Origin of the sequence: Streptomyces sp. NPDC001787 (assembly GCF_040297465.1) — a bacterium.
Lineage (GTDB): Bacteria > Actinomycetota > Actinomycetes > Streptomycetales > Streptomycetaceae > Streptomyces.
Map to the genome: position 1 here is coordinate 25,208 of NZ_JBEOZE010000016.1, position 22,220 is coordinate 47,427.

A 22,220-nucleotide genomic window follows, 5' to 3' on the forward strand; every position below is an offset into this window, starting at 1 on the left:
TCTCCTTCACTGGGCCGACAGTGCCGCGAGATCGAACCGGTACAGGCGCGCGCAGTTGCCCGAGGTCACCTGTTCCCGGGCCGCTTCGCCGGCGTCGGCCAGGCCGCGGTCCAGCACCTGCGCGGAGTGCGGCCAACTGCCCTCGTAGTGCGGGTAGTCGCTCCCCCAGAGGAAGTTGTCCGCACCCAGCCGGCGCATGGTCAGCACGCCCACCTCGTCCTCGGTGAAGGTGGCGTGGACCTGGCGGCGGAAATAGTCGCTCGGCGGCATCGTGAGGTCGGTGCGCAGCGCCGGGCCGAGCTTGTCGTAGATCCGGTCGGCGTGCAGCAGGTGGTAGGCGATCCAGCCGATGTCGTTCTCGGCCAGGACGACATGGAGGCCGGGGAAGCGCTGGAGGACTCCGGAGAAGATCAGGTCGGTCAGGGTGTGCGTCATCTCCTCCGGGTAGGCCATGTTGCGCTGGATGCGGCCCATCGGTGTCGCGTAGTCGAAGAGCCGGGGACTGTCGCGGTAGCCGCTGAGGCAGTGCATGGAGACGGGCATGCCCAGCTCCTGCGCCTCCCGCCAGAACGCGTCGTTGGCCGCTCCGGCGAAGTCCCGCTCGGCCGGGGCGGAGGCCCAGACGGCAGCGCCCCTGAGGCCGAGGCCGTGGCAGCGGCGCAGCTCCCGAACGGCCTCCTCGGTGTCCCAGAGCGAGATCAGCCCGAGGCCGGCCAGCCGCTCGGGCGCGTACCGGACGTAGTCGGCGAGCCAGTCGTTGTAGGCCCGGAAGCAGGCGCGCTGGAAGTCGCCGTCGGCGAGCCAGAACAGGTGCAGGGCCAGGCTGGGGTACAGCACCTCCCCGGCGACTCCGTCCAGGGCCATGTCCTTGAGCCGCGCGGCCGGATCGCTCCCGCCGGCGCGGGCCGCCTCGACCACGGTCTCCGCCCCGTCGGCGAAGTTCTCCGGCGTGGTGTCGGTGGCATAGAGGGTGTTGACCAGAGCGGGTCTCAAGTCGTCGCAGGTGAAGTACCAGCCGCCGCGTCCGGAGTCCCAGGTGACCCGGGGCGCGCGGTCGCGGTACCGGCGTTCCAGCCCCTCGGTCCACAGCCGTACGGGTTCGACGACGTGGGAGTCCGCTGACAGCACAGGGGCGATCACAGGCCCACTCCTCCCCATGGGTGGAAGCGGCAGGCCCACAACGGCAACCGTGACCTGCGGCGATGACGGAAAGCGGTAGGACGCTTACGCGGAAGGCCGCCGCGGAGTCCCGTTCGGACGGCGGCGACGCTCCCCCATCCTCCGGGTTGCTCATGACCAGTCAAGGGTGCGGACAACCGAGCGCACCGATTCGGACACCCGGCGTGACGGACGGCTGGCGCGGTGAACCGCAGCGTGTCACCATTCGCCGCATGCTGGTCGACCACACGACCGCCCGAGCGCGACAGGGCGCGGACATCCTTCTCCTCAGCGCCTCCAACTACCCGGCGCTGCCCATCTATCCCTACGCCTTCGTCCAGGTCTCGGCGCTCGCCGCGCGGCACGGCCTCTCGACCGCCCGCCTCGACCTGCTGCACACCCCCAAGGAGTCATGGCGCGCGACCCTGCGCGAGGCCCTGGAGCGCACCGACCCCCGGCTCATCGGCATCCATCTGCGCCAGCTGGACTCCATCTTCATCTGGAACTACGCCGACCACGACCTCCCGGGCGCCCCGCCCGTGCGCAGGAACAGCTACTGGCCGTTTCATGACACCCAGCAACTCATAGGAATTTTACGAGAGTTGACGGAGTGTCCGATAATGCTCGGCGGCTTCGGCTTCACCACCCGCACTCCGGACCTGCTGGAGCGGCTCCAGCCCGACTTCGGGGTGACCGGCGAGCCGGACGAGGTACTGGAGCATCTGGACGACGTACTGGCCCATCGCGACGTGGAGCGGATCGGCAACCTCGCCCACCGCTCGGGCGACGGCTACACCCTCACCCCCCGGGTCTTCCTGCCGCCCGCCGACCACACCGAGTACACCGAAGCCGTCCTGAGCGACCTGCTGGACTTCTACGGTCCGCAGCGCGTCACCGGACCGGACGCGGATGTCCATGTCGCGGTGGAGATCCAGCGCGGCTGCCCGTACCGCTGCTACTTCTGCACGGAGCCGATGGTCAAGGGACGGCGCCACCGCGTCCGTGACCTCGATGTGGTGATGGCCGACATCACCTTCCTCGCCGACCGTGGGGTCTCCCGTGTGTGGCTGGTCTGTTCGGAGATCAACGTCGGCAGCAACGAACTGCTCTTCGAGATGGCCGCACGGATGCGGAAGCTGAACCACGGCCGCGCGAAGCCCGTGAGCTGGACCTGCTACCTGCTGCCCAACCCCGCGCTGGAGCGGGGAGAGATCCGGGCGCTGCTGGAGTCGCGCTTCGAGCCGAGCTGGAACCAGTTCGGCTCGTACGACGACGACAACCTCAAACGCACCCGCGTCCCCTACCGCGCCCGGCACGCCGTACGGGCCCAGGTCGACTGGCTGGAAGAGGACGAGGCGTTCCGCCGCGACCACGGTCTGCCCCTGCCGCCCCGGCGGCTGGACATGTTCCTGGGGAACACCTACGCCACCCCGGAGACGGTCTCGGCCACCTTGCGCACCGTCAGTGAGCTGCGCCTGGGCGAGCGCTTCGACGACTCGCTCATCACCCGCGCCACCCGGGTCTTCGACCTGGGCGACGGCCTGATCGAGGACACCTCGGCCGCGGCGTACTCCGTCGGCCCGGACGGGCCGCTGGACGAGGTCGACCTGGTGCACCCCACCTTCAGCTACCCGGCAGCGCTGGTCGAGGCCCTCGGCAGCGCCCGCGCCGTGGACGAGTTCTTCGCCCACGTGGAGAAGACGTTCCTGTCCCGCGCCTACCGGGCCCGCCTCGACTGGCCCGCGTTCCTCGCCCGCCATACCGACGAGGAGCGGCTGTACGAGTGGTGCGAGCGCCTCCGTTCCGCACCGGGTCGGCCCGATGAGGACCGGGCGGCGGGAAGGGTCCGGGCCATCATCGCGGCGGACGGGGTCATGGCGCTGCTCAAGCAGCTACGGGAGAGCGGCCCGGCGCGGGAGAACGCACCGGCACGGGAAAGCGCCCCGGCGCGGGAAGTTACGCCGGCGCGGGAAAGCGCCCCGGCGCAGAAGAGTCCTCCGGCGCGGGAGAGTGCCGGTCCGCTCGCCCGCGCGCTCGTGGAGCTGGTCGTCGGCACCGAGCCGGACAGCACCCGCGCGGTCCTCGCGGCGATCGGTCTGCCGGGCTACTGGGACGACCGCGCCGCCCGGACCGCCTACGACGTCTGCGCCGGGCTCGCCGCCCGCTTCGCCACCGTCGACGCCGTGCGCGACGCGGCGCGCGCGGCGGCGGGCCCGGACGACCCGGCCCTGCCACTGCTGGCCGTGGAGTACTGCCTGTACGACAACAACGTCCTGCTGCGCCCCGACTACTCGCGGGTCATGTTCCCCGCCTGACGGTCCCGTATCACCGGCCGTCGGGCACGGACAGATATCGCGCGGGCCCGCCCTCACGCACGGTGTCCAGCGTGACGCAGTGGAAGGATCCGCCGAAGGTGTAGACATGCCGGAAGTCCACCGGTACGCAGCGGAATCCCCAGGCCGTCAACGCGTCGATGAGCGGCTGTTCCTGGCGCTCGACCACCACCGTCTCCGGGTCGAGTGAGAGCACGTTCATGCTCACCCATGGGCTGCAGAAGTACATCGGCCAGTCCTGGGGAAGGGTCGGCGCCGGGGCGGGCCGGATCTCCCAGCCCTCGAAGAGCTCATGGGGGACGTACCGCTCGGGGTGGACCAGGAGTTTGCCCGGCGCCAGCGGAGCCATGGTGGCATCGATGTGCATCGCGTGCGGGTCGTCGGTGTCGACCACCGTCACACTGAACTCCGGGCCGAGGGAACGCCGCACCCAGTCGATGCCGAACTCGTTGGTGACATGGCTGCGCTGGACCACGAGATCACGGCCGAAGCGCAGGAAGTCGGCGGCGTCGAAGACGGGCTCGAACTCGGTCACCGCCCACTCGCCCGGCTCGGCCCCGGTGCGGTACAGCTCATCGGTCAGCTGCGGGCGCGGAGCCGGCAGCCACCGGGCGCCGCGCCGGAAGTACGACTTGATCAGCGAACGGAAGGCATCCACCTCATGGTGGCGGCAGCGCCAGGACATCGGGGCCTCGATGATGGCGTCGCCGACGACCATCAGCAGATCTCTGGGCATCCCGGCGTAGAGTCCGCCGCCGGAACTCCATCGCGGCGTCCGGAACGGCACCTGGTGCTGAACGGTGTCCGGCCGGACCACCGCGATCCCGTGGTCCTCCAACACCTGGGCCAGGCCCTCCAGTTCCTCCTCGGCCGCTTTGAGAAGGTCTGCGGGCAAGGGGGACCCGCCCAGCTCCCGGAAGACGGACTGGGCGGATTCGGGCACGACGTGCGCCATGGATTCCTGCCAGTCGGGAAAGACCCCGCCCAGCAGGCTCCCCACCACCACCTCCCGCAACGGGTCCCACTCCGTGTACGAGCTGACCGCCGGGAGCAGTGCCCGCTCCGGTGCCTCCGGCTGCTTCGCGTCGTTCATCGTGCTCCCCCACTCATGCGCGGTCCTGTTGTCGGTTCCCTGTGTACGTCGATTGCCCGGGTCCGTCGGGTCCGTCGTGCCGCCGGGCGGCACTGGCCAGTCCCCCGGCCGTCTCGCCCCCGTCGATCACGAACGTCTGGCCCGTGACGAACGCGGCCTCCCGGGAGGCCAGATAGGCCGCCAGGGCGGCGATCTCCTCCGGGGAGCCGAGCCGCTTCAGCGGCAGTGTCCCGGCCTGCTCGGCAAGCTGCGCCTCGGTGTACTCGGCCCGTTGCATGGGTGTGAGCACATAGCCGGGACAGATGGCGTTGACCCGGACCCCCGGTGCCAGCTCCAGGGCCAGGGTCCTGGTGAGTTCGATCAGCCCGGCCTTGCTCACGTTGTACGCGGCGTAGTCGGGCATGCCCACCATGCCGCTGACCGACGCGGTGTTGATGAGGACACCGCCGCCCGTCACCATCCGGCGCCCCGCCTCGCGGGCGACCAGGAAGGCTCCGGTGAGGTTCACCCGCAGCGTCTGTTCCCACTCCGCGAGCGAGGTCTCCAGGAAGGGCCGCCGGATGCTGATCCCGGCGTTGTTGCACACCACGTCCAGTCCGCCCCAGGACGCGTCCGCCTCGGCGAACGCGTCCTGTACGGATGTCTCCTCCCCCACATCCGCGTGGAGCAGCAACCCCGCTCCGGGAGTGTCCTTCGCGAACCGCGCGAGGGCGTCCCGGTCGCGGTCCAGAACCGCCACCCGCGCGCCGTCCCGTACGAAGCGCCGCGCGATGGCGGCGCCGATGCCCGAGGCGCCGCCGGTGATCAGCACGCGCCGCGATTGATGTCCGGCCTTCTCTGCCAAGCCTGGTCTCCTGAGTCGGTGAGGTGTCCCGCTGCGCTGCGGGAAACCCTGGCGGGCCGGCCCTCAAGGGCTGTCCCGGAGTCTCCGGCGGATCAGCGCGCGGCATCGGATGCGGTGCGTCGCGGGACGGAGGGACATCCGCGTACGGGATGTACGCGGACGTTCCGGCGACGCCGCGAGGTGCGGCGGCCGTCGTCGCGCGCCCGCCGGGGATGACGGGCCGGCCCCTAGGACGCGCTGGGATCGTTCCCTCGGGAGAAGTCGCCCGAACGCAGCGCGTCGTAGAGCCGCTTGCCCGTGGACGGGGGGCTGAAGAAGAAGCGGGTCGGCTCCTCGCGGCGCAGCAGCCCGTGCGCGATGAAGTCGCGGGCGGTGGCCTTCCAGTAGGCCGGCCCGAGAATCCCGAGCAGCGCCAGATACTGCGGGAGGCCGATCGGCCGCCCGAACCAGTGGTTGACCGAGACCGACGGGGTGTGTGCCCGGATGTCGTGCCACCAGCCGCGCGGGATGTAGAGCAGGTCGCCGGGGCCCACGCGCACATGGTGGAGCACCGCGTCCCTCAGGCGGGGGAAGCGGCCCATGTCCGGAGCGGCGATGTCCACCTGGCTGTTCACCAGGTTGTCCGGAAAGGGGTACGCGGCCCTGCTGTTGCGCCAGGAGAGCAGGGTCACGCTCTTCTCCCCCCAGAGCTGGCAGAAGAAATTGTCCTTGAGATCCGAATGCAGCATCGACCGCGTCCCGGCGGAGCCGATCCACACCCGTGTATCGGTGGGGTACCGGTCGGGCGGCAGCAGGGAGGCGAAGTCGCAGTCGGCAGGATCGAAGATCTCGTGAGCCCGCTGATACGCCAGGTAGCAGGGTGCGGAGGGCCCGGCCGATTCCATCCGCCCGATGAACTCGGCGAAGCTCAGCTTCCGCTCGTAGTGCCGCTGGTCCCTCGGAAAGAGGACACCGGTGTCCGGGAGGTCCAGCAGGGCCGTCACCTGCCGTGCGCCGTGGTGCTCCGCCAGGGCGGCCGGATTCCACGCGCTGCGGGCCGGCCAGGTGTCGAGGAGGCCGGAACAGAGCAGTGGTCCGGAACGCCGGGCGACCGCACGGCGCAGTGCGCCGATGTCGGAGGCGGCGGCCCGCGCCACCGGACGGGCCTCCAGCCCTTCGCCCAGCGGCTCCATCGCCGTCATGGCCGCCGGATTCGGTACGCCCGCAGGCGAGTCCCGCCGCCTTCCGAACCGTAGTGCTCCGGATCGTTCGATTCGGCTCATGACACCTCACTGTCCGGGCTCACCCGCTCCTTGCCTAGACCCCCTCGTTCGGGCCCCCCGCACCAGCACCCACTTCCGGCCAGCGGTGGACCGGGGGCCCGTGCGCGTGGGGATCAGGTGGCATTCGGGGCAGGCGGTACCGCGTCCGGGCGGGATGGAATCCGCGGCGCGGCGTCCACCACGGACGGCCGGACGCCCCCGCCCGCCGGCGGGCGGGGTTCGGTTTCCCGAACCCCTGAACCGGGGGCCGGCACGATCGATCGCCGTGCCGTGTCCGCCGAGGATGAGGGCATGGCTGGGACGACGACGGAAAACGGGGCGGGAACCGCCGCCCGGACGAATGACCTGCACCGTGAGTACGGGCGCGGCGCTGCCGCGGTGCATGCGCTGCGCGGGGTGTCGGTAGACCTCGCGCCCGGGACGTTCACAGCGGTGATGGGGCCGTCGGGCTCCGGCAAGACCACCCTGTTGCACTGCCTCGCGGGAATGGACCGGCCCACCCGTGGCTCCGTGTGGTGGGGCGGTACCGAGGTGTCCCGGCTGCCCGAGCGGCGGCTGGCGGAGCTGCGGCGCGGCCGGGTCGGGTTCGTCTTCCAGGCGTTCAACCTGATGCCGGCGATGACAGTCGCGCAGAACGTCGAACTCCCCGGTCGGCTGGCCGGAAAGCGACCCGACCGGGGCCGGGTTCTGCACGCGCTCGACCGGGTCGGACTGGCCGGGCGTGAGCGGCACCGCCCCGGGCAGCTGTCCGGCGGGCAGCAGCAGCGGGTGGCCATCGCCCGGGCCCTGGTCTCCCGCCCTCAGCTGCTCTTCGCCGACGAGCCGACGGGTGCGCTCGACCGGGCCACCGGCCACGAGATCCTCGCTCTGCTGCGCGCCGGTGTGGACCGGGACGGCCGGACCTGCGTGATGGTGACCCACGATCCGGTCGCCGCCGGATACGCGGACCGCGTGCTGCTGCTCGCCGACGGCCTGGTGGTGGACGAACTCGACCGGCCCTCCGCCACCCAGGTCGGCGAGCGCCTGAACCGGCTGGGCGGGTGAACACGATGGCCTCGATCGCCCTGGGACAGATGCGCCGGCGCCCGGCCGCCTTCGCCGGTCCGGCAGTCGCGCTCTTCCTCGCCATTGCCACCGTGACACTGTTCGGCTCCCTCTTCGCCGCCGATGTCACCACACCGGCCTCCGTCCGAGAGGCGACCGCAGGCCCCGGGCTGATGGTGATCGCCGGCGCCTTCGGCGAAATCGCCGTCCTGGTCGCGTTCTTCGTCGTGGTCAACGCCTTGGGTTTCGCTGTCCGTCAGCAGCACCGTGAGCTGGCCCTGCTGCGCACCATCGCGGCGTCGCCCCGTCAGGCACGGCGGCTGGTCCGTTTCCAGGTCCTCACGACCACCCTGCTGATGGCCGCGCCGGGCTGGCTCGTCGGGGTGGCCGCGGCCCGGCGTCTCCTCGCCGAGCTCCAGCGGCTGGGGTTGGCCGCGCCGGGCGTTCGGGTACCGGTGACACCGGTACCGATGCTGGTCGCGCTGGCCGCCGCGCTCGCGGTCGGCCTGGCAGCCTCGGCCGTCGCGGCCCGGAGGATCTCCCGCATCGCGCCCGCGGCAGCCCTCACCGCGAGTTCGACAGAGCACGGGCGGACGGGTGCGCCACGCCTGCTCGCCGGAATCGGCGTGCTGGTGGGCGGCGTCCTGCTGCTGCGGCTGGCCGCGACGAGGCCGGCGGAGCAGTCGGACAAGGCGGGGCAGGCGGCGTTGCTCGCTTCGCTGGTCCTGCTCATCGCCGTCGCCCTGACCGGGCCGTTCACGGCGCGTCTCCTGGCGGCCGCGTTGGGAGCACCGGTACGGGCGCTGGTACCCGGTGCAGGATGGCTGGCCGACGCCAACCTGCGCGGGTACGCGCGGCGGATGTCGTCCGCCGTGGTCCCGGTGGCACTGCTCGTGGGACTGTCGGGCACCATGCTGATCATGACAAGCACCGCCGAGCATGTCGCGAACCCGGCGGCGACGAGCGTCACCTCCGCGACGGACGTCTGGCTGCGCCAGGCCGAGTTGGCGCTGCTGGCCTGCTTCGCCGCCGTCTCCACCCTCAACACCCTGGTCGCCGTGACCGCTGAACGACGCCGCGAGTTCGCGCTGTTGCGGCTGGTCGGCGCTACCCGGCCGCAGCTGATGCGCATGCTGACCGTGGAAGCGGCGCTGACCACGGCGGTGGGTGTCCTGCTCGGAGCGGCGGTCGCGGGCGCCGCGTCGGCGGCGTTCAGCACGGCGGTGACCGGCTCGCCGGTGCCGTCCGTCCCGGTGGCCGCCTGCTGGTTCATCGTCGCGGGTGCGGCGCTGCTGACCGTCCCGGGCATCCTGGCCACGGGCCTGCGGGCGGTCAACGGCCCGGCCGCGGAACTGGTGGGCGGTGGCCGTGACTGAGCACGGCAGCGGATCCGTTGCCGGAGATGCGGCGGGCGACCGGACGCCCACCCGCACGGGACTCCGGACCGGGGTGAAGGCACCGCCCGCAGGCTCGGCCGTGCCGCCCGCCACGCGGGACCGGCCGGGGCGCCCGGTGCCGGAGACGGCTGAGCGGCGGCGATACCTGTCCGTCCGGGGCGGCGAATGGGCCTTCGCCGTCGTCGGGCTGCCGTTTGCCCTGCTGGGCGGTGTCTACGCTCTCGCCGTCCTGTACGCGGGGGCGCTGCTCTCGCTCACCGTGCTCGGTCTGCCGTTCGTGGTCGCCGCACTGCTGGGCACGCGGGGCCTGGGGGCGCTGCACCGGCGGCTGGTCGGCCGGTTGCTCGGCGAGTACGTCGAGGCACCGGCGAAGCCGGTTCTCCCGGCGGGCGTCATCGGCCGTGGCCGTACGGTGCTGACCGATCCGGTCGCCTGGCGGACGCTGCTCTATCTGGTGCTGCGGTTGCCCCTCGGAGTGCTCGGATTCGCCTCCGCCGTAGCGCTTCCCCTCGGCTGCGGCTGGCTGATCGGCTTTCCGCTCTGGATCCGCCTGCTGCAACCGGGCCCGCGGCCGGCCGGCTGGCCGGCCGCCGCCTCCACCGTGCTGGGCCTGCTCCTCCTGTCCGCGGTGCCCGCCACGATCCGTTCGCTGAGCGGGGCGAACCGACGACTCGCACGGCTGCTGCTCGGCCCGGCCCGTGCCCAGCGGCGCGTCCGGGAGCTGGAGACTGCCCGTGCCACCCTGCTCACGGACACCACCGACCAGTTCCGCCGCCTGGAGCGTGACCTGCACGACGGCACCCAGGCACGGCTCGTCGCCCTGGCGATCACCCTCTCGTTGGCCGACGACGCGCTCTCGCCCACCGCGGGTCCGGACCTCGGGCGGCTGCGGACCCTGGTGGACCGCGCCCGCACCCAGACCGACGACACCGTCGCCGAACTGCGGCGGTTCACCCGGGGAATCCACCCGGTGGCGCTGGACGGCGGTCTCGGCGAGGCGCTGCCGGGCCTTGCCGCCGCCTCGCCGGTACCGGTCGCCGTCCACCTGGACCTGCGGGAACACCCGCACCCAGCCGTCGCACGGGCCCTCTACTTCTGCGCCGCCGAGCTTCTCACCAACATCGCCAAGCACAGCGGCGCCCGCTCGGCCGGCCTCATGGCCGTCGCCGCGGACGGCCGCATCCGGCTGATCGTGCGCGACGACGGCCGCGGCGACGCGACGCTCGGCACCGGCACCGGCCTGACCGGTCTGGCCGAGCGGCTCGCGGCGGTGGACGGAACCCTGCGGGTGGACAGCCCACCCGGCGGGCCCACGGTCGTCACCGCCGAGCTGCCGACGAATCTGTGCTGAAGCCTCGACCGCCGCTCTCCGCCAAGTAGGTCAGGACGGCCTTCACCCGCCTGTTGTCGGTGTGGGTCGCCCGGAGACCGAACTTGCTGAAGACAGCGGCGACATGCTTCTCCACCGCACGCTCCGACACCACCAGCAGCGCGGCGATGGAACGGTTGGAGTGGCCTTGCGCCATCAGCTCCAGTACCTCGCCCTCGCGCGGCGTCAGAGTCTCCACCCGTGTGCGCCCGCCACCGCGCATCAGGAGGGTGACCACCTCGGGGTCGAGCGCCACGCCCCCTTCGGCGACCCGGTGCAGCGCGTCCACGAACTCCGAGGTCCGGGCGACCCGTTCCTTCAGCAGATACCCGATACCCACCGCGCCGCCGGCCAGCAGCCGGGAGGCCCAGGCCGTCTCGACGTGCTGGGAGAAGACCAGGATGCCGACCTCGGGAGTCCTCGCACGGATCTCGACCGCGGCGCGAATGCCCTCGTCGGTGTGGGTGGGCGGCATCCGGATGTCCACCACGGCCACGTCGGGCCGGTGCTCGATCACCCCGGCGAGCAGCTCGGGTGCCGTCCCGGCGGTGGCCACCACCTCGCATCCGCGGGCGCCGAGAAGCTCGACCATACCGTCACGGAGAACGACGGAGTCCTCGGCCAGCACCACACGCAGACGCCTCTTGATCATGACGCCATTATCGGGCCCGGCCGACGGCCGTCGTTGTGCCCGGTGCCATGGCCCGAGCACATCCCGGGCACGCGGTGTTCGCAGTACTTCCGCGGGCTCCACCGCACGGACCAGGAGTGGCTCCAGACATGGGAAACCGATCCGGCTCCACTCGCGGCCGGGAGGGGTTCGGGGACGCACCCGGGGCACCGACCGCGCCGCCGGACCCGCGGTTCCGATTGACGGCACGGCCCGGGCGGTGTGACGATGCGCCGATGTCGGACCTGCACGCCCGGATGGCCGCCCGGGTCGGTGACCTCACGGCCGTCGTGGTCGCCCGCTGCGCGGCGGAGGCGCCGTTCTACGGGGCGCTGCCCCGCGCCACCCTCCAGGGCGAGGTGACGCGGTCCATCGCGGCGGTGCACGCGCTGTTGCTCAGGGCCCTGCGCGACGGCGTCGGCGAGGGTCCGATGGGGCCGGGCGATCTGACCCGGCTCATCGAGTGGTCGGCGCGCCGGGCCGAGGAGCGCGTCCCCCTGGAGGCGGTGATCGCCGCGTACCTGATCGGCGCCGAGGTGTGGTGGCAGACGCTGACCGAGGTCGCGGAGCCCGGTGAGCTGGCCGGGGCGGGCGGCAAGCTGCTCGCCTGCCTGCACACCGCGCTGCCCGCGGTCGTCCTCGCCCACCAGAACGCCCAGGAGGACCTCCACAGCGAGGACAAGCGCGTACGGCGGGCCCTGCTCGGCGCCCTACTGGCAGGACGGCCCTACGAGGAGCTGGCGGGCGTGGCACGGGTGGCCGTGGTGGGTGAGCACGAGGTGGTCGCCTTCGCGTTCGAGTCCGACCCGCCGAGCAGACTGGTGCAGTCCTCGCTCGACGCCTTCACCGGCATTCCCGTACTGATGGACCACGTCGCCCGGATCGCCTTGTTGCCGGGCACGTCCGACGTGCCGGGCCTGGTGGCCCGGCTGGAGAAGGACGTGGGGCAGCCCGTGCGCGCCGCCGCCGCCCGCTCCTCCGTACCGGCGGCCATCTCCTCGGCGGCGCAGGAGGCCGTCCGCGTGCTGGACCTCGTCCGGCGCCTGGGACGCCCGCCCGGGTGCTACCGCCTCGACGACGTGCTGCTGGAGCACCAGATCGCGCGCCCCGGGGACGGCCTGGTACGGCTGGCGGCCAAGCTCGATCCCTTGGAGGAGCATCCGTACCTGCTTGAGACGCTGCGCGTGTTCGTGGAGCGGGGGCTCAACCGCCGCCGGACGGCGCTGGAGCTGTGCGTCCACCGCAACACCCTGGACTACCGGTTGCAGCGAGTGAGCGCGCTGACGGGCCTCGACCTCGCGATTCCCGCGCAGGCGCGGCTGATCCAGGCTGCGCTCGTCGCCAGGGACCTGGCCGGGCCCGCGGATCAGCGCGGGGTCACCGGAGGGCAGGGATCCGCGGGAGCCGCGGAAGGCGGATGAACCGTGGCCGGATTCGGCGAGCGCCCGGCGTGGGCGAGCAGCCGCCCTCGCCGGGCGCCCGGCCCGTCATCTCTCAGAGCCAGGCGCCGAGTTCCTCGTCACGGGGTGCGAGGACCGGGCCGGTGCCGGGGTGGTCGAAGACCATGACGGGCCGGTCCGCGTTCCAGCCGGACCAGCCCGGCTGTCCGGTCGTGGCGAAGGCGACCCAGGCCCGGTGCATGGCGTCGGCCAGTGGCTGGGGCGCGCCGGGCCCGGTCAGGTCCTCGGCGGCGCGCAGGTTGTCGAAGACGAAGCCCAGTTCCAGCGCATGGCACGCGCCGAGCCCCATCACGGGCGAGCGCCAGCGGAATTCGTAGACGAAGGTGCGGGCGGGCCGGGAGTCGGCGAGTCGGTTGATCGGCCCCCGCAGCAGCAGATCGGTGGCCATCTCCCCCAGGATCTCACCGGGTTTGGCGTGCGGCCGGGTGGCTCGGTACAGGCGTGCCACGCGTTGCGGGACACGGATCTTCAGCAGCGCCAGCCGCAGGGTGAGCCGGCTGATCCGGTCCACGGTTCCGCCGGGTACGAACCACAGCCGGTACTCCTCCCGGTTGCAGCCCAGCAGCAGGTCGGCCTCGGGAAGCGGCGGGGCGGCGGGCACCACGTCGCCGTCGACCACGATATGGAAGCCGGGACCGCCGCCGATGGGGTCGGACCGGTCGACGACGGCGGCCTGCGCGTCCAGCAGCAGGTCCCGGTCCACCGCCGCGAACGCCTCGGCGGTGGCGGGGATCCGCAGTCTCTTCGCCATCGACCGTACGGTCCTCGCGCCCTCGCGGCGCGACACCGTGTGCGGCGGGCCGCTCTGCAGGATCGCCCGGTGGAACAGCCCGGCCGCGCCGGGGCTGGTCATGAGGGCCGCGATGCTGATCGCGCCGGCGGACTCCCCGCACACGGTGACATTCGCCGGATCCCCGCCGAAGGCGGTGATGTTGTCGCGGACCCACTTCAGGGCCGCGATCTGGTCGAGGAGGCCCCGGTTGGCAGGGGCGTCGGGAAAGACCCCGAACCCCTCGACGCCGAGCCGGTAGTTGACGGAGACGAGGACCACCCCGTCGCGTGCGAAGGCGCCCCCGTCGTAGAGCGGCAGGCTCGCCGATCCGTTGCGCAGGGAACCCCCGTGGATCCAGACCATGACGGGCAGCCGGCCCTCGCCGACGGACGGGGTCCAGACGTTGAGGTTGAGACAGTCGTCCCCGGGGATGCTCGGATCGGGTATCAGCCGGTCGAGGGGCGGGCGGTAGGGGCGTTTGGGGGCGGTCGGCCCGTACTCCAGAGCGTCTCGTACCCCTTCCCAGGGCTCGACCGGGGCGGGAGCGCGGAAGCGGTGGGCGCCGAAGGGCGGGGCGGCGTACGGGATGCCGAGGAAGGTGGCGATCCCGTTGTGGAAACGGCCTCGGACCTTGCCCTGCCCGGTGGTCGCGATGAGGTCCATGGCAGTCCTTCTATGTGCGAACGGGAACCGGCCGCCCCTGGTCGCGGTCGCGTCAGGGGCGGACGGTGTGGATCGGGACGGCCGCCGGTCACGGCGGCAGGGGTCTCCGGGAGCGGGTCACCGGTTCGCGAGGCCGTTGCGGCGGACGTCGGACCAGGTGCCGCTGTCGGTGCAGATCCCGCAGTCGGCCCCGAAGAACTGCGCACGCGCCGTCTGGTCCCCCATCAGGTGTGCCTTGAACCAGGCGGTGGTGGGCGCGGCGAACGGGCCGGGGTCGCCCACGACCGTGAGGTGATCGGCGCCGCGCAGTTCCCCGTAGATGGCCGGTATGTGGTCGGCGTCGTTGTAGAAGGCCTTGACCAGGAAGGGGAAGACGATGCTGTCCTTCTGCCCGGCCAGCAGGAGCGCGGGTACGTGTACACCGTCGATGTCGGCGAGCGGTCCGGGCTGGATGGGCAGGATGGTGTCGATGCGCGGGTCCGCGCCGACGACGATGGCGGCGGCGCCGCCCTGCGAGTGACCGGACGCCCCGATGTGCTCCAGGTCGACACGGTCGTGGAAGGGGCTGCCCTGGTCGGCGTTGCGGCGGGTGAGCAGGTCGATCCCGGCGCGCATGGAGATGCCGAGGTTGGACTGCGGGGTGTTGGCGGCGGCGACGATGAAGCCCTGACTGGCCCAGTGGAGCAGCAGGTCGCGGTAGACGACCGGGAAGGCGAAGGTGCCGTTGCCCCACACGATCACGGGGTGGCGGCGGTCGCTGGTCGCGATGTCACGCGGGTAGTACAGGGTGGTCACCGCCCCGACCTCCACGGCGGTGGCGTAGGGGCCGGGAGCGCCGTAGTCGGCCGCGGCCACTTCGGTGCCGGCACCGGCGGGGGAACCGGTGGACGCCGCCGCCGCTCCCGCGCCGGCGGAAGCCGTCACAAGGAGCAGGAGCGAGGTCAGGGGGACGAGCAGTTTTCTCCAGTGCACAGCGGACTCCCGATGTCGTCACGGTGAACTGGATGTTTCATCCGGCTCACGCCTTGTCTGATCGCACATCCTGAAGCACGGTTCGAGACCCGTCTCTGCGCAATCGCGGCAAGCAGCGACGTCGGAGTTTGTGCAACCTACCGAGAGGCCCGAGCGCGGTAGGGGTGCCATGCTCGGTTCCACCACTACGACGGAGAGCCCGCCGCCCGGTCCCGGGAGGAGAACTCGGGAAGGGTCGGCCGCCTCCCGGCCCGGGTCAGCTGGTGGATGAAGCGTTGCGGTAGAAGTCCTCGACCGCGCCGACCCGCCCGGCGTCGGGGTCGGCCCGCGGATCCCCCACTCGACCGGCTTGTCCAGTGCCTTGACGACCCCGTCGAGCTCACCGGGCCGCCCTTCCCCGGGCAGCGTCCGGTCAACGCCGGTACGCGGGGCGTCCGGCCGCCTCCGAGTGACCGGATGCCTTGGACGACGAATCCCCCATGGCTCTTGCAACCGACAGGCCCGGGAGTGCTGATGCCCTGCGTGTGCGCGCCCGCTGAGCTCAGGGGTCCTACTGACGGATGCTCTGCAGCAGATTCCCCGTGGACGTGACCGTCCAGAACGCCCAACCGTTGCGGTTCGGTTTGACGAGCGGGTTGAGAGCGCTCACCACGGCCGCTGCCGCTCCGCTGGGCGACTCGTACTCACCTCGGCCGGGACCGGAGTGAATGCTCACGACGCGGGACGACGGATCGTAGAAGGCCTGGGCGCGCCGGCCCTCGTAGATCGCGTGGATCTCGATGCCTTGTTCTGTCCGGAGCTCCTGAACCCGCGTCCCGACGAGTGTGGGTGCAGCTCTTTCCTCTGCGATCACCGCCTCGTCGTCCGGCAGTTCGTCGGTGTCCTGGTGAGCTGCTTGCCCGGCGTAGGCGGGAAGCCCCAGCAATCTGTTGAGGACATCGACCAGCAGGGCCCTGCGCGCGGCCAGAAAGTCGGGGAACCGATCGAGAGTCCGCAACTCCGGATCGGCGGGGATCCACTGTTCCGCCAGCCGTTCGGTGGCGACGCCCTGCATGTACGCGTCGGGGAGGCTGGACGAGATCATCTTGTTCGTCTGACCGGTGATGAAGGCCAGGTTGGCCAGGCTGTTCCACTCCTCCTTCGCGTAGACCGGCTGCACCCGGGCGCGCGGGAACACATGGTGGAACTCGATCCTCGCGCCGGTGTTCATCGGCTGGTCGTTGATCGTGATGTTGGTCGCCCAGTCCCGCGCTCCGCCCCGCAGCGCGGCAATGTAGAGCAGCTTGAAGAAGGGATGAGTGGAGTACTTCTGCTCCAGGTCCCTGGGGTGCAGAGAGCTGTCGGCGGAGCGGGGGCCGGAGGCCCGGCGGATGAGTTCGGCGAACAGGTCCTCGCCACCCCGCGCCCGGATCAGCCTGGCCTCCGCTTCCAGCTTTCCCTCGACCTGCAGCGAATAGTGGCTGAACGCCATCGCCGTGTAGACCCATCGGCGCAGCAACTGCGCCTCGCCCGGACGGAGCTTGCCGCCCCGATCGTGCAGCAGGAGCGCCGGCACGATGGTGAGGTTGGGAGAAGACAGGATCTCGGACCGGGGGATCGAGCACTCAGCCCGCAGAAAGTCGATGGCGTGGCGCAACGCCGCTTCGGTGGCCTGCCAGGCTTCCTTCAGCGCGACTTCGTCGACCTCCGCCCCGATGAGCTTGATGTGGTGTGCGCCGGTCCCCGCGAGAAGGCTCATGAGGCGCAGCACGGCCTCCCTGTTCAGCGCGAAGTTGCTGTCCTGCAGTTCCTGGTGGAAGGCGTCCATGGCATCCAGGCCGTCGGACCACCGCGCCGCGATGGCGCTGTACACGAGATCCCCCTTGGACAGCCGGCGACCGCCTTTGTTCAGTCGAGCGAAGAGCTCCGCGACCTCCTCGTAGTCATCGGACTCGTAGGTGATGACAGCCATCTGGTGGTGCCTGATGTTGTTCACCTTTTGCAGCCGATGCATCCAGGCGGCGAACCCGGGATCGGTGAGAGGCACGCCAGCGTCTTGCAGAACCTGATAGAACTGCACGTTCTCCTGCAACAGCAGCGACACGGGAAACAGCAAGGGGTCCTTGCGCTGAACCGCGCTCGGATTGACGAACTCCTCGGTACGCACATCGAAGCGCAGGTCGATGTGACGGCCGTCGGCCTTCGATTCCGGTCGGTACACCCAGGCCAGGGAAGTCAGCCGCTGCTGGCCGTCCAGCAAATAGAGAGGCTGATGCCGCGACTTGGCGGTCTGAACGACGGCAGCTGTCTTGAAGGGGACGGTCAGATTGGTCTTCCAGAGCAGCAGGGCTCCGACCGGGTACCCCCGGTACAGCGAATCGAAGAGGTCCCGGACATCGGGCCGCATCCATACGAAGTCACGCTGGATGGAGGGGATCACGACCCTTCCGGTCAGCAGGTCCTCCACCTGCGAGATGATTTTCTCGTTCGCCAGCCCCATGGTTCCCCCACCTCGTGTGTCGCCCAGGGGAATGTTACCGATCGTGAGTGACACGGCATCGGGTTGAACGGGTACTCCCGGCCACCCCGGAGCGACTCGGCGACGCACCCGAAAGCGCACGCCACCCGCTCCCCACTCGTTGACATCGCCCCATCGATCAGAGCCATGCGTCTGCCCGGTGATCTCGTGACGGCCAACACGCTCCTTCCAGTGCCGGGCTCGCCGCTCACCGGATGGCCGGACAGGTGCGTGCGGTCGGGCCCGCGCCTGCCCGGCCCATGCGTCGTCGTGCGTCAGGAGACGGGGAACCAGGCCGACAGGCGTTTGGCGATGACCGGTACGTCGATGATGTCCTGCGCGACCTCCTCGACGAACGGGCCGGCGATGGAGACGGGCGGCGGGGCAGTACCGGCACTGACGCCGTTGAACCGCAGGAAGACGCGCATGGCGAGCCACGCGGTGCGCTTGTTGCCATCGATCAGCGCGTGATTGCGGGCAACGGAGTGCAGCAGTGCCGCCGCCTTCTCGTGCAGCGTGGGATACAGCTCGGCTCCGAACACGTGGGTCCGGGGCCGTTCGACCGCTGACACCAAAAGCCCCATGTCACGCACGCTGTGCTCGGTACCGTTGACCGTGCGGGCGATGGCCAGGATCTCGTCGATCTGGATGTAGCGCACTGCGGTCACTTCAGGTAGTCCAGGATCTCCGCATCGCTGTGCATCAGCTCGGCCAGGACATCGTCGACCTTCAGCTCCGCCCTGTCCTGGGCATCACGGATGGCCTCGATGGCGAGTTCCTGTTTGCTGCGGCCCTCGCGGCGGGCACGCTCGGTGAGCTTCGCATCAAGGTCATCGGGAAGCCGGAGTGTCATCGCCATACAACGATGATACCGGACTGGTATCAAGGTGCGAGGTGATCCAGCCGCTCAAGATCCCGGACCACGGAGCCACGTTGTCCGGCTCGGCCGGGCCGCGCTCCCGGCTCCGAGGAGCGTGGGCTCCGGTGAGCAGCTCGTGCCCTCGCCAGGGATCTGCGGCGGGACGCCCGTACCGAAGTCCTTTGCCCCCTGAAAGCGTCCCCGCCGCAGCCCCTCCCTCATGAATGCGCAGGTCAGGTGGCCTGCGAGAGTCGATCCGTCCACTCGACCCGCTGCATGGCGGAAACAGGCCGAACGACCGCCCTACGCCACAAACCCGCAGGTCACGCGTCTTTCTTCACCGGCTCCAGAATCGCCACGCACTCCACGTGGTGCGTCATCGGGAACAGGTCGAACGCCCGCAGCGTCCGCACCGTGTAGCCGCCGTCGCGGAAGTACGCCAGGTCGCGTGCCAGCGCCGCCGGGTCGCAGGCCACGTAGGCGATCTTGCGGGCGCCCAGGCCCGAGAGGTGCTTGACGACCTGCTTGCCGGCGCCGGCGCGGGGCGGGTCCAGGACGATGAGGTCGCACTCGGTGATGCCGGTGCGGGGCAGGACCTGGTCGACCTTGCCGTGTTCGATGCGGACCCGGTCGAGGTCCTTGAGGTTGTGGCGGGCGTCCTCGACCGCGCGCTTGCCGGACTCGATGCCGAGCACCGCGCCCTTCTCGCCGATGCGCTGGCCGATGGCGCCCGCGAACAGGCCGACGCCGCAGTAGAGGTCGAGGGCGGTGTCGTTCTTGCGAGGCAACAGGCCCTGCATGACCGCGCGGACCAGGGTGTTGGCGGCCTGCGGGTGGACCTGCCAGAAGCCGCCGGAGCCGACCCGGTAGGTGCGGTCGTCGGCGCGCTCGCGGACGAAGGCGCGGCCGTGGACGCGGTGGATGCCGCCGTCGTGCTCGTCGACGCGCAGCACGGAGACCGGCTTGTCGAGCTCGACCAGGGGCAGCCGGCCACCGGCCTTCGGGGTGAGGATGACCTGGCGGTCGTGGGAGCCGGTGGCGGAGATGGCCTCCACCGCGGCCATCTGCGGCCACTCCCGCTTCTCGATGCCCAGCTCGGTGACACCGGGCGCGGCGATCATGCAGTGCTCGATGGGCTGAACGTCGTGCGAGCGGTGCTTGCGCAGACCGGCGCGGCCGTCCTCGTCGATCGTGTACTGGACCCGGGTGCGCCAGGCGGGCACCTCGCCCGGGGGGAGCTTGTCGCCCTCGGCCGGCATGACCGTGCCGTCCCAGCCGGCCTCCTCGGGCGTGAGGCCCGCGAGGCGCTGGAGCTGCTCGGCGATCACTTCGCCCTTGAGCCGGCGCTGGGCGCCGGGCTTGGCGTGCTGCCAGTCGCAGCCGCCGCACATGCCGGGCCCGGCGTACGGGCACGGGGCCTCGACGCGGTCCTTGGACGCCTCGATGATCCGTACCGCGTCGGCGCGCAGGAAGCGGGAGTCGCTCTCGCCGTCCGTGACCCTGGCGACGACCTTCTCGCCCGGGAGGGTGTGCCGTACGAAGAGGACCCGGCCCTCGTCGGTACGGGCGATGCAGTGACCGCCGTGCGCGACGGGCCCGATCTCGACCTCGTACTCCTCCCCGACCAGCGACGACGTGGATTCGTTCTGCATGAGGGGAGGCTCCAGAGCTCAAAGGACAAACGGCCGGGCGTACGGCCGGACAACAGCCCACCAGTCTACGTGTGCGGCGTCCGACCGCTTACCACAATCACCGGCCGGGGCGTCAGCCCCTGTTGCTGGGCTCCTTCTGCCGGCGTTCCACCGGCCCCCGGCGCACCGAACCCGGCGCGCTCCACTCCGCGCGCTTCCTCGCCCGCTTCTTCGCGGCCTCGGAGGACTCCAGCTGGTACGGCACGGAGGTCACCATCACCCCGGGGGTGAACAGCAGCCGGCCCTTGAGGCGCAGCGCGCTCTGGTTGTGCAGCAGGTGCTCGTACCAGTGCCCGACGACGTACTCCGGGATGTAGACACTGACCACGTCACGCGGGCTCTCCCGGCGCAGGCCCTTCACGTACTCGATGACCGGACGGGTCACTTCGCGGTACGGCGAGTCGAGGATCTTCAGCGGTACGTTGATGCCGCGCCGCTCCCAGTCCTCCTTGAGCGCCTTCGTCTCAGCAGCGTCGACGCTGATGGACAGGGCCTCCAGATGGTCGGTGCGCATCAGCTTGGCGTACGCCAGGGCCCGCAGCGTGGGGCGGTGGAGCTTGGAGACCAGCACGATCGAGTGGACCCGGGACGGCCGGACGCTCTCGTCCGAGGGGGTCTCGTCGGCGGCGATCTCCTCGGCGACCCGGTCGTAGTGCCTGCGGATCGCGCTCATCGTCCCGTAGAAGATCACCATGCCGAGCAGGGCGACCCAGGCGCCGTGGGTGAACTTGGTGGCCAGGACGACCACGAGGACCAGGCCGGTGAAGAAAGCGCCGAAGGTGTTGATCGCGCGGGAGCGGATCATGCGGCGCCGCTTGGCCGGGTCCTTCTCGGTGCGCAGATGGCGGTTCCAGTGCCGGACCATGCCGGTCTGGCTGAGGGTGAAGGAGACGAAGACCCCGACGATGTAGAGCTGGATGAGGCGTGTGGAGTCGGCCCCGTAGATCCAGACCAGCAGGATGGCGGCGCCCGCCAGCAGCACGATGCCGTTGGAGAAGGCGAGCCGGTCCCCGCGGGTGTGCAGCTGGCGCGGCAGATAGCGGTCCTGCGCCAGGATCGAGCCGAGCAGCGGGAACCCGTTGTACGCGGTGTTGGCCGCCAGGAACAGGACCAGCGCGGTGGCGGCGGCGAGGACGATGAAGAAGAACGAGCCGTCACCGAAGACCGCCGCCGCGACCTGCGAGATCACCGGGTCCTGGACGAAGCTCTCACCGACCGCGGCGCCGTTGTGGATCAGGTCCTTCGCCGGGTTCTCCGCCATCTTCACATCGGTGGCCATGGCCAGCCCGATGATGCCGCAGAACATGGTGACGGCCAGCAGGCCCATCGCGGCCAGGGTGGTCGCGGCGTTCTTGCTCTTGGGCTTGCGGAAGGCGGGGACACCGTTGCTGATCGCCTCGACCCCGGTGAGGGCCGCACAGCCGGAGGAGAACGCGCGCAGCAGCAGGAAGACCAGGGCGAAGCCGGCCAGTCCCTCGCGTTCGGGCCTGATCTCGTAGTCCGAGGTGGGCGCGTGCATCGTGTCGCCGAGGACCAGTCCCCGGAACGCGCCCCAGAGGATCATGATGAAGACGCCCGCCACGAAGAGGTACGTGGGAATGGCGAACAGCTTCCCCGACTCCTTGACGCCCCGCAGGTTCATCAGGGTCAGCAGCACGATGGCGGCGATGGCGCAGAGCGTCTTGTGCTCGACGACGAACGGGATGGCGGAGCCGAGGTTCTCCACGCCCGAGGAGATGGACACGGCGACGGTCAGGACGTAGTCGACCAGCAGCGCGCTGGCGACGGTCAGCCCCGCCTTGGGGCCGAGGTTGGTGTTGGCGACCTCGTAGTCACCGCCACCACTCGGGTACGCGTGCACGTTCTGCCGGTACGAGGCGACGACGGTGAACATCAGGACCACGACGGCGACCGCGATCCACGGGCTGAAGTGATATGCCGACACGCCCGCGATGGACAGCACCAGGAGGACTTCTCCCGGTGCGTACGCCACCGAGGACAGCGGGTCGGATGCGAAGACGGGGAGCGCGATGCGTTTGGGGAGGAGCGTTTCTCCCAGCTTGTCGCTGCGCAGCGCCCGGCCGATCAGGATCCGTTTGGGCACGTCGGTCAGTTTGGACACGCAGAGGATCGTAA

The 22,220-nt window shown here is 70.8% G+C and carries 17 protein-coding genes; 5 read left to right on the plus strand and 12 right to left on the minus strand.

The window, feature by feature from the left end; genetic code table 11:
- Positions 1 to 6 precede the first annotated feature (6 nt).
- Positions 7 to 1,140, minus strand: a complete 1,134-nt coding sequence (locus tag ABT170_RS22090; protein ID WP_351870013.1) for an amidohydrolase family protein — start codon at positions 1,138 to 1,140, stop codon at positions 7 to 9.
- A gap of 251 nt (positions 1,141 to 1,391) precedes the next feature.
- On the opposite strand from ABT170_RS22090, the gene ABT170_RS22095 reads away from it, so the two are divergent.
- Positions 1,392 to 3,473: a radical SAM protein gene (locus ABT170_RS22095; protein ID WP_351870019.1), complete on the plus strand. Its 2,082-nt coding sequence runs from the start codon at positions 1,392 to 1,394 to the stop codon at positions 3,471 to 3,473.
- Between the two features lie 10 nt (positions 3,474 to 3,483).
- Here the strand turns inward: ABT170_RS22095 and ABT170_RS22100 are convergent, their stop codons facing one another.
- From ABT170_RS22100 to ABT170_RS22110, 3 genes are all read right to left on the minus strand, one after another.
- The gene (locus tag ABT170_RS22100) at positions 3,484 to 4,584 is read right to left on the minus strand and encodes an amidinotransferase (protein ID WP_351870022.1); all 1,101 of its coding nucleotides are present in this window, start codon (positions 4,582 to 4,584) and stop codon (positions 3,484 to 3,486) included.
- A 13-nt stretch (positions 4,585 to 4,597) separates the two neighbouring features.
- Positions 4,598 to 5,428, minus strand: coding sequence for an SDR family NAD(P)-dependent oxidoreductase (locus tag ABT170_RS22105; RefSeq protein ID WP_351870025.1), 831 nt, complete (start codon positions 5,426 to 5,428; stop codon positions 4,598 to 4,600).
- Positions 5,429 to 5,655: 227 nt separating this feature from the next.
- On the minus strand, positions 5,656 to 6,609 hold the full coding sequence (locus ABT170_RS22110; protein WP_351870028.1) for a cupin-like domain-containing protein: 954 nt from the start codon (positions 6,607 to 6,609) through the stop codon (positions 5,656 to 5,658).
- Positions 6,610 to 6,981: 372 nt separating this feature from the next.
- On the opposite strand from ABT170_RS22110, the gene ABT170_RS22115 reads away from it, so the two are divergent.
- From ABT170_RS22115 to ABT170_RS22125, 3 genes are all read left to right on the plus strand, one after another.
- Positions 6,982 to 7,734, plus strand: coding sequence for an ABC transporter ATP-binding protein (locus ABT170_RS22115; RefSeq protein ID WP_329946914.1), 753 nt, complete (start codon positions 6,982 to 6,984; stop codon positions 7,732 to 7,734).
- Between the two features lie 5 nt (positions 7,735 to 7,739).
- The gene (locus ABT170_RS22120; RefSeq protein WP_351870032.1) at positions 7,740 to 9,110 is read left to right on the plus strand and encodes an FtsX-like permease family protein; all 1,371 of its coding nucleotides are present in this window, start codon (positions 7,740 to 7,742) and stop codon (positions 9,108 to 9,110) included.
- 136 nt (positions 9,111 to 9,246) lie between these two features.
- Positions 9,247 to 10,482 carry a sensor histidine kinase gene (locus tag ABT170_RS22125; RefSeq protein ID WP_329946912.1) on the plus strand — a complete coding sequence of 412 codons (1,236 nt, stop codon included), beginning with the start codon at positions 9,247 to 9,249 and terminating at the stop codon, positions 10,480 to 10,482.
- Here ABT170_RS22125 and ABT170_RS22130 read toward each other — a convergent pair.
- Positions 10,451 to 11,152, minus strand: coding sequence for a response regulator (locus ABT170_RS22130; RefSeq protein ID WP_329946911.1), 702 nt, complete (start codon positions 11,150 to 11,152; stop codon positions 10,451 to 10,453). The two genes, ABT170_RS22125 and ABT170_RS22130, sit on opposite strands and share 32 nt — an antisense overlap.
- 254 nt (positions 11,153 to 11,406) lie before the next feature.
- Between ABT170_RS22130 and ABT170_RS22135 the strand changes: the two genes are divergently transcribed.
- The gene (locus ABT170_RS22135; RefSeq protein WP_351870035.1) at positions 11,407 to 12,591 is read left to right on the plus strand and encodes a PucR family transcriptional regulator; all 1,185 of its coding nucleotides are present in this window, start codon (positions 11,407 to 11,409) and stop codon (positions 12,589 to 12,591) included.
- Between the two features lie 73 nt (positions 12,592 to 12,664).
- Here ABT170_RS22135 and ABT170_RS22140 read toward each other — a convergent pair whose 3' ends face one another.
- The 7 genes from ABT170_RS22140 to ABT170_RS22170 all read right to left on the minus strand — a co-directional run bounded on the left by ABT170_RS22140 (position 12,665) and on the right by ABT170_RS22170 (position 22,206).
- The gene (locus tag ABT170_RS22140; protein WP_329946909.1) at positions 12,665 to 14,065 is read right to left on the minus strand and encodes a carboxylesterase/lipase family protein; all 1,401 of its coding nucleotides are present in this window, start codon (positions 14,063 to 14,065) and stop codon (positions 12,665 to 12,667) included.
- 117 nt (positions 14,066 to 14,182) lie between these two features.
- Positions 14,183 to 15,037, minus strand: coding sequence for an alpha/beta hydrolase family protein (locus tag ABT170_RS22145; RefSeq protein ID WP_329946908.1), 855 nt, complete (start codon positions 15,035 to 15,037; stop codon positions 14,183 to 14,185).
- Between the two features lie 550 nt (positions 15,038 to 15,587).
- The gene (locus ABT170_RS22150) at positions 15,588 to 17,516 is read right to left on the minus strand and encodes a GmrSD restriction endonuclease domain-containing protein (protein ID WP_351870039.1); all 1,929 of its coding nucleotides are present in this window, start codon (positions 17,514 to 17,516) and stop codon (positions 15,588 to 15,590) included.
- A 293-nt stretch (positions 17,517 to 17,809) separates the two neighbouring features.
- Positions 17,810 to 18,202 carry a type II toxin-antitoxin system death-on-curing family toxin gene (locus ABT170_RS22155; RefSeq protein ID WP_329946906.1) on the minus strand — a complete coding sequence of 131 codons (393 nt, stop codon included), beginning with the start codon at positions 18,200 to 18,202 and terminating at the stop codon, positions 17,810 to 17,812.
- Positions 18,199 to 18,393 carry a ribbon-helix-helix protein, CopG family gene (locus tag ABT170_RS22160; protein WP_329946905.1) on the minus strand — a complete coding sequence of 65 codons (195 nt, stop codon included), beginning with the start codon at positions 18,391 to 18,393 and terminating at the stop codon, positions 18,199 to 18,201. The genes ABT170_RS22155 and ABT170_RS22160 overlap by 4 nt, the downstream gene beginning before the upstream one ends.
- Positions 18,394 to 18,716: 323 nt before the next feature.
- A complete protein-coding gene (locus ABT170_RS22165) occupies positions 18,717 to 20,045 on the minus strand; it encodes a class I SAM-dependent RNA methyltransferase (RefSeq protein WP_329946904.1) in 1,329 nt (442 codons plus the stop codon).
- A gap of 112 nt (positions 20,046 to 20,157) precedes the next feature.
- Positions 20,158 to 22,206 carry an APC family permease gene (locus tag ABT170_RS22170; RefSeq protein ID WP_329946903.1) on the minus strand — a complete coding sequence of 683 codons (2,049 nt, stop codon included), beginning with the start codon at positions 22,204 to 22,206 and terminating at the stop codon, positions 20,158 to 20,160.
- Between the last annotated feature and the right edge of the window lie 14 nt (positions 22,207 to 22,220).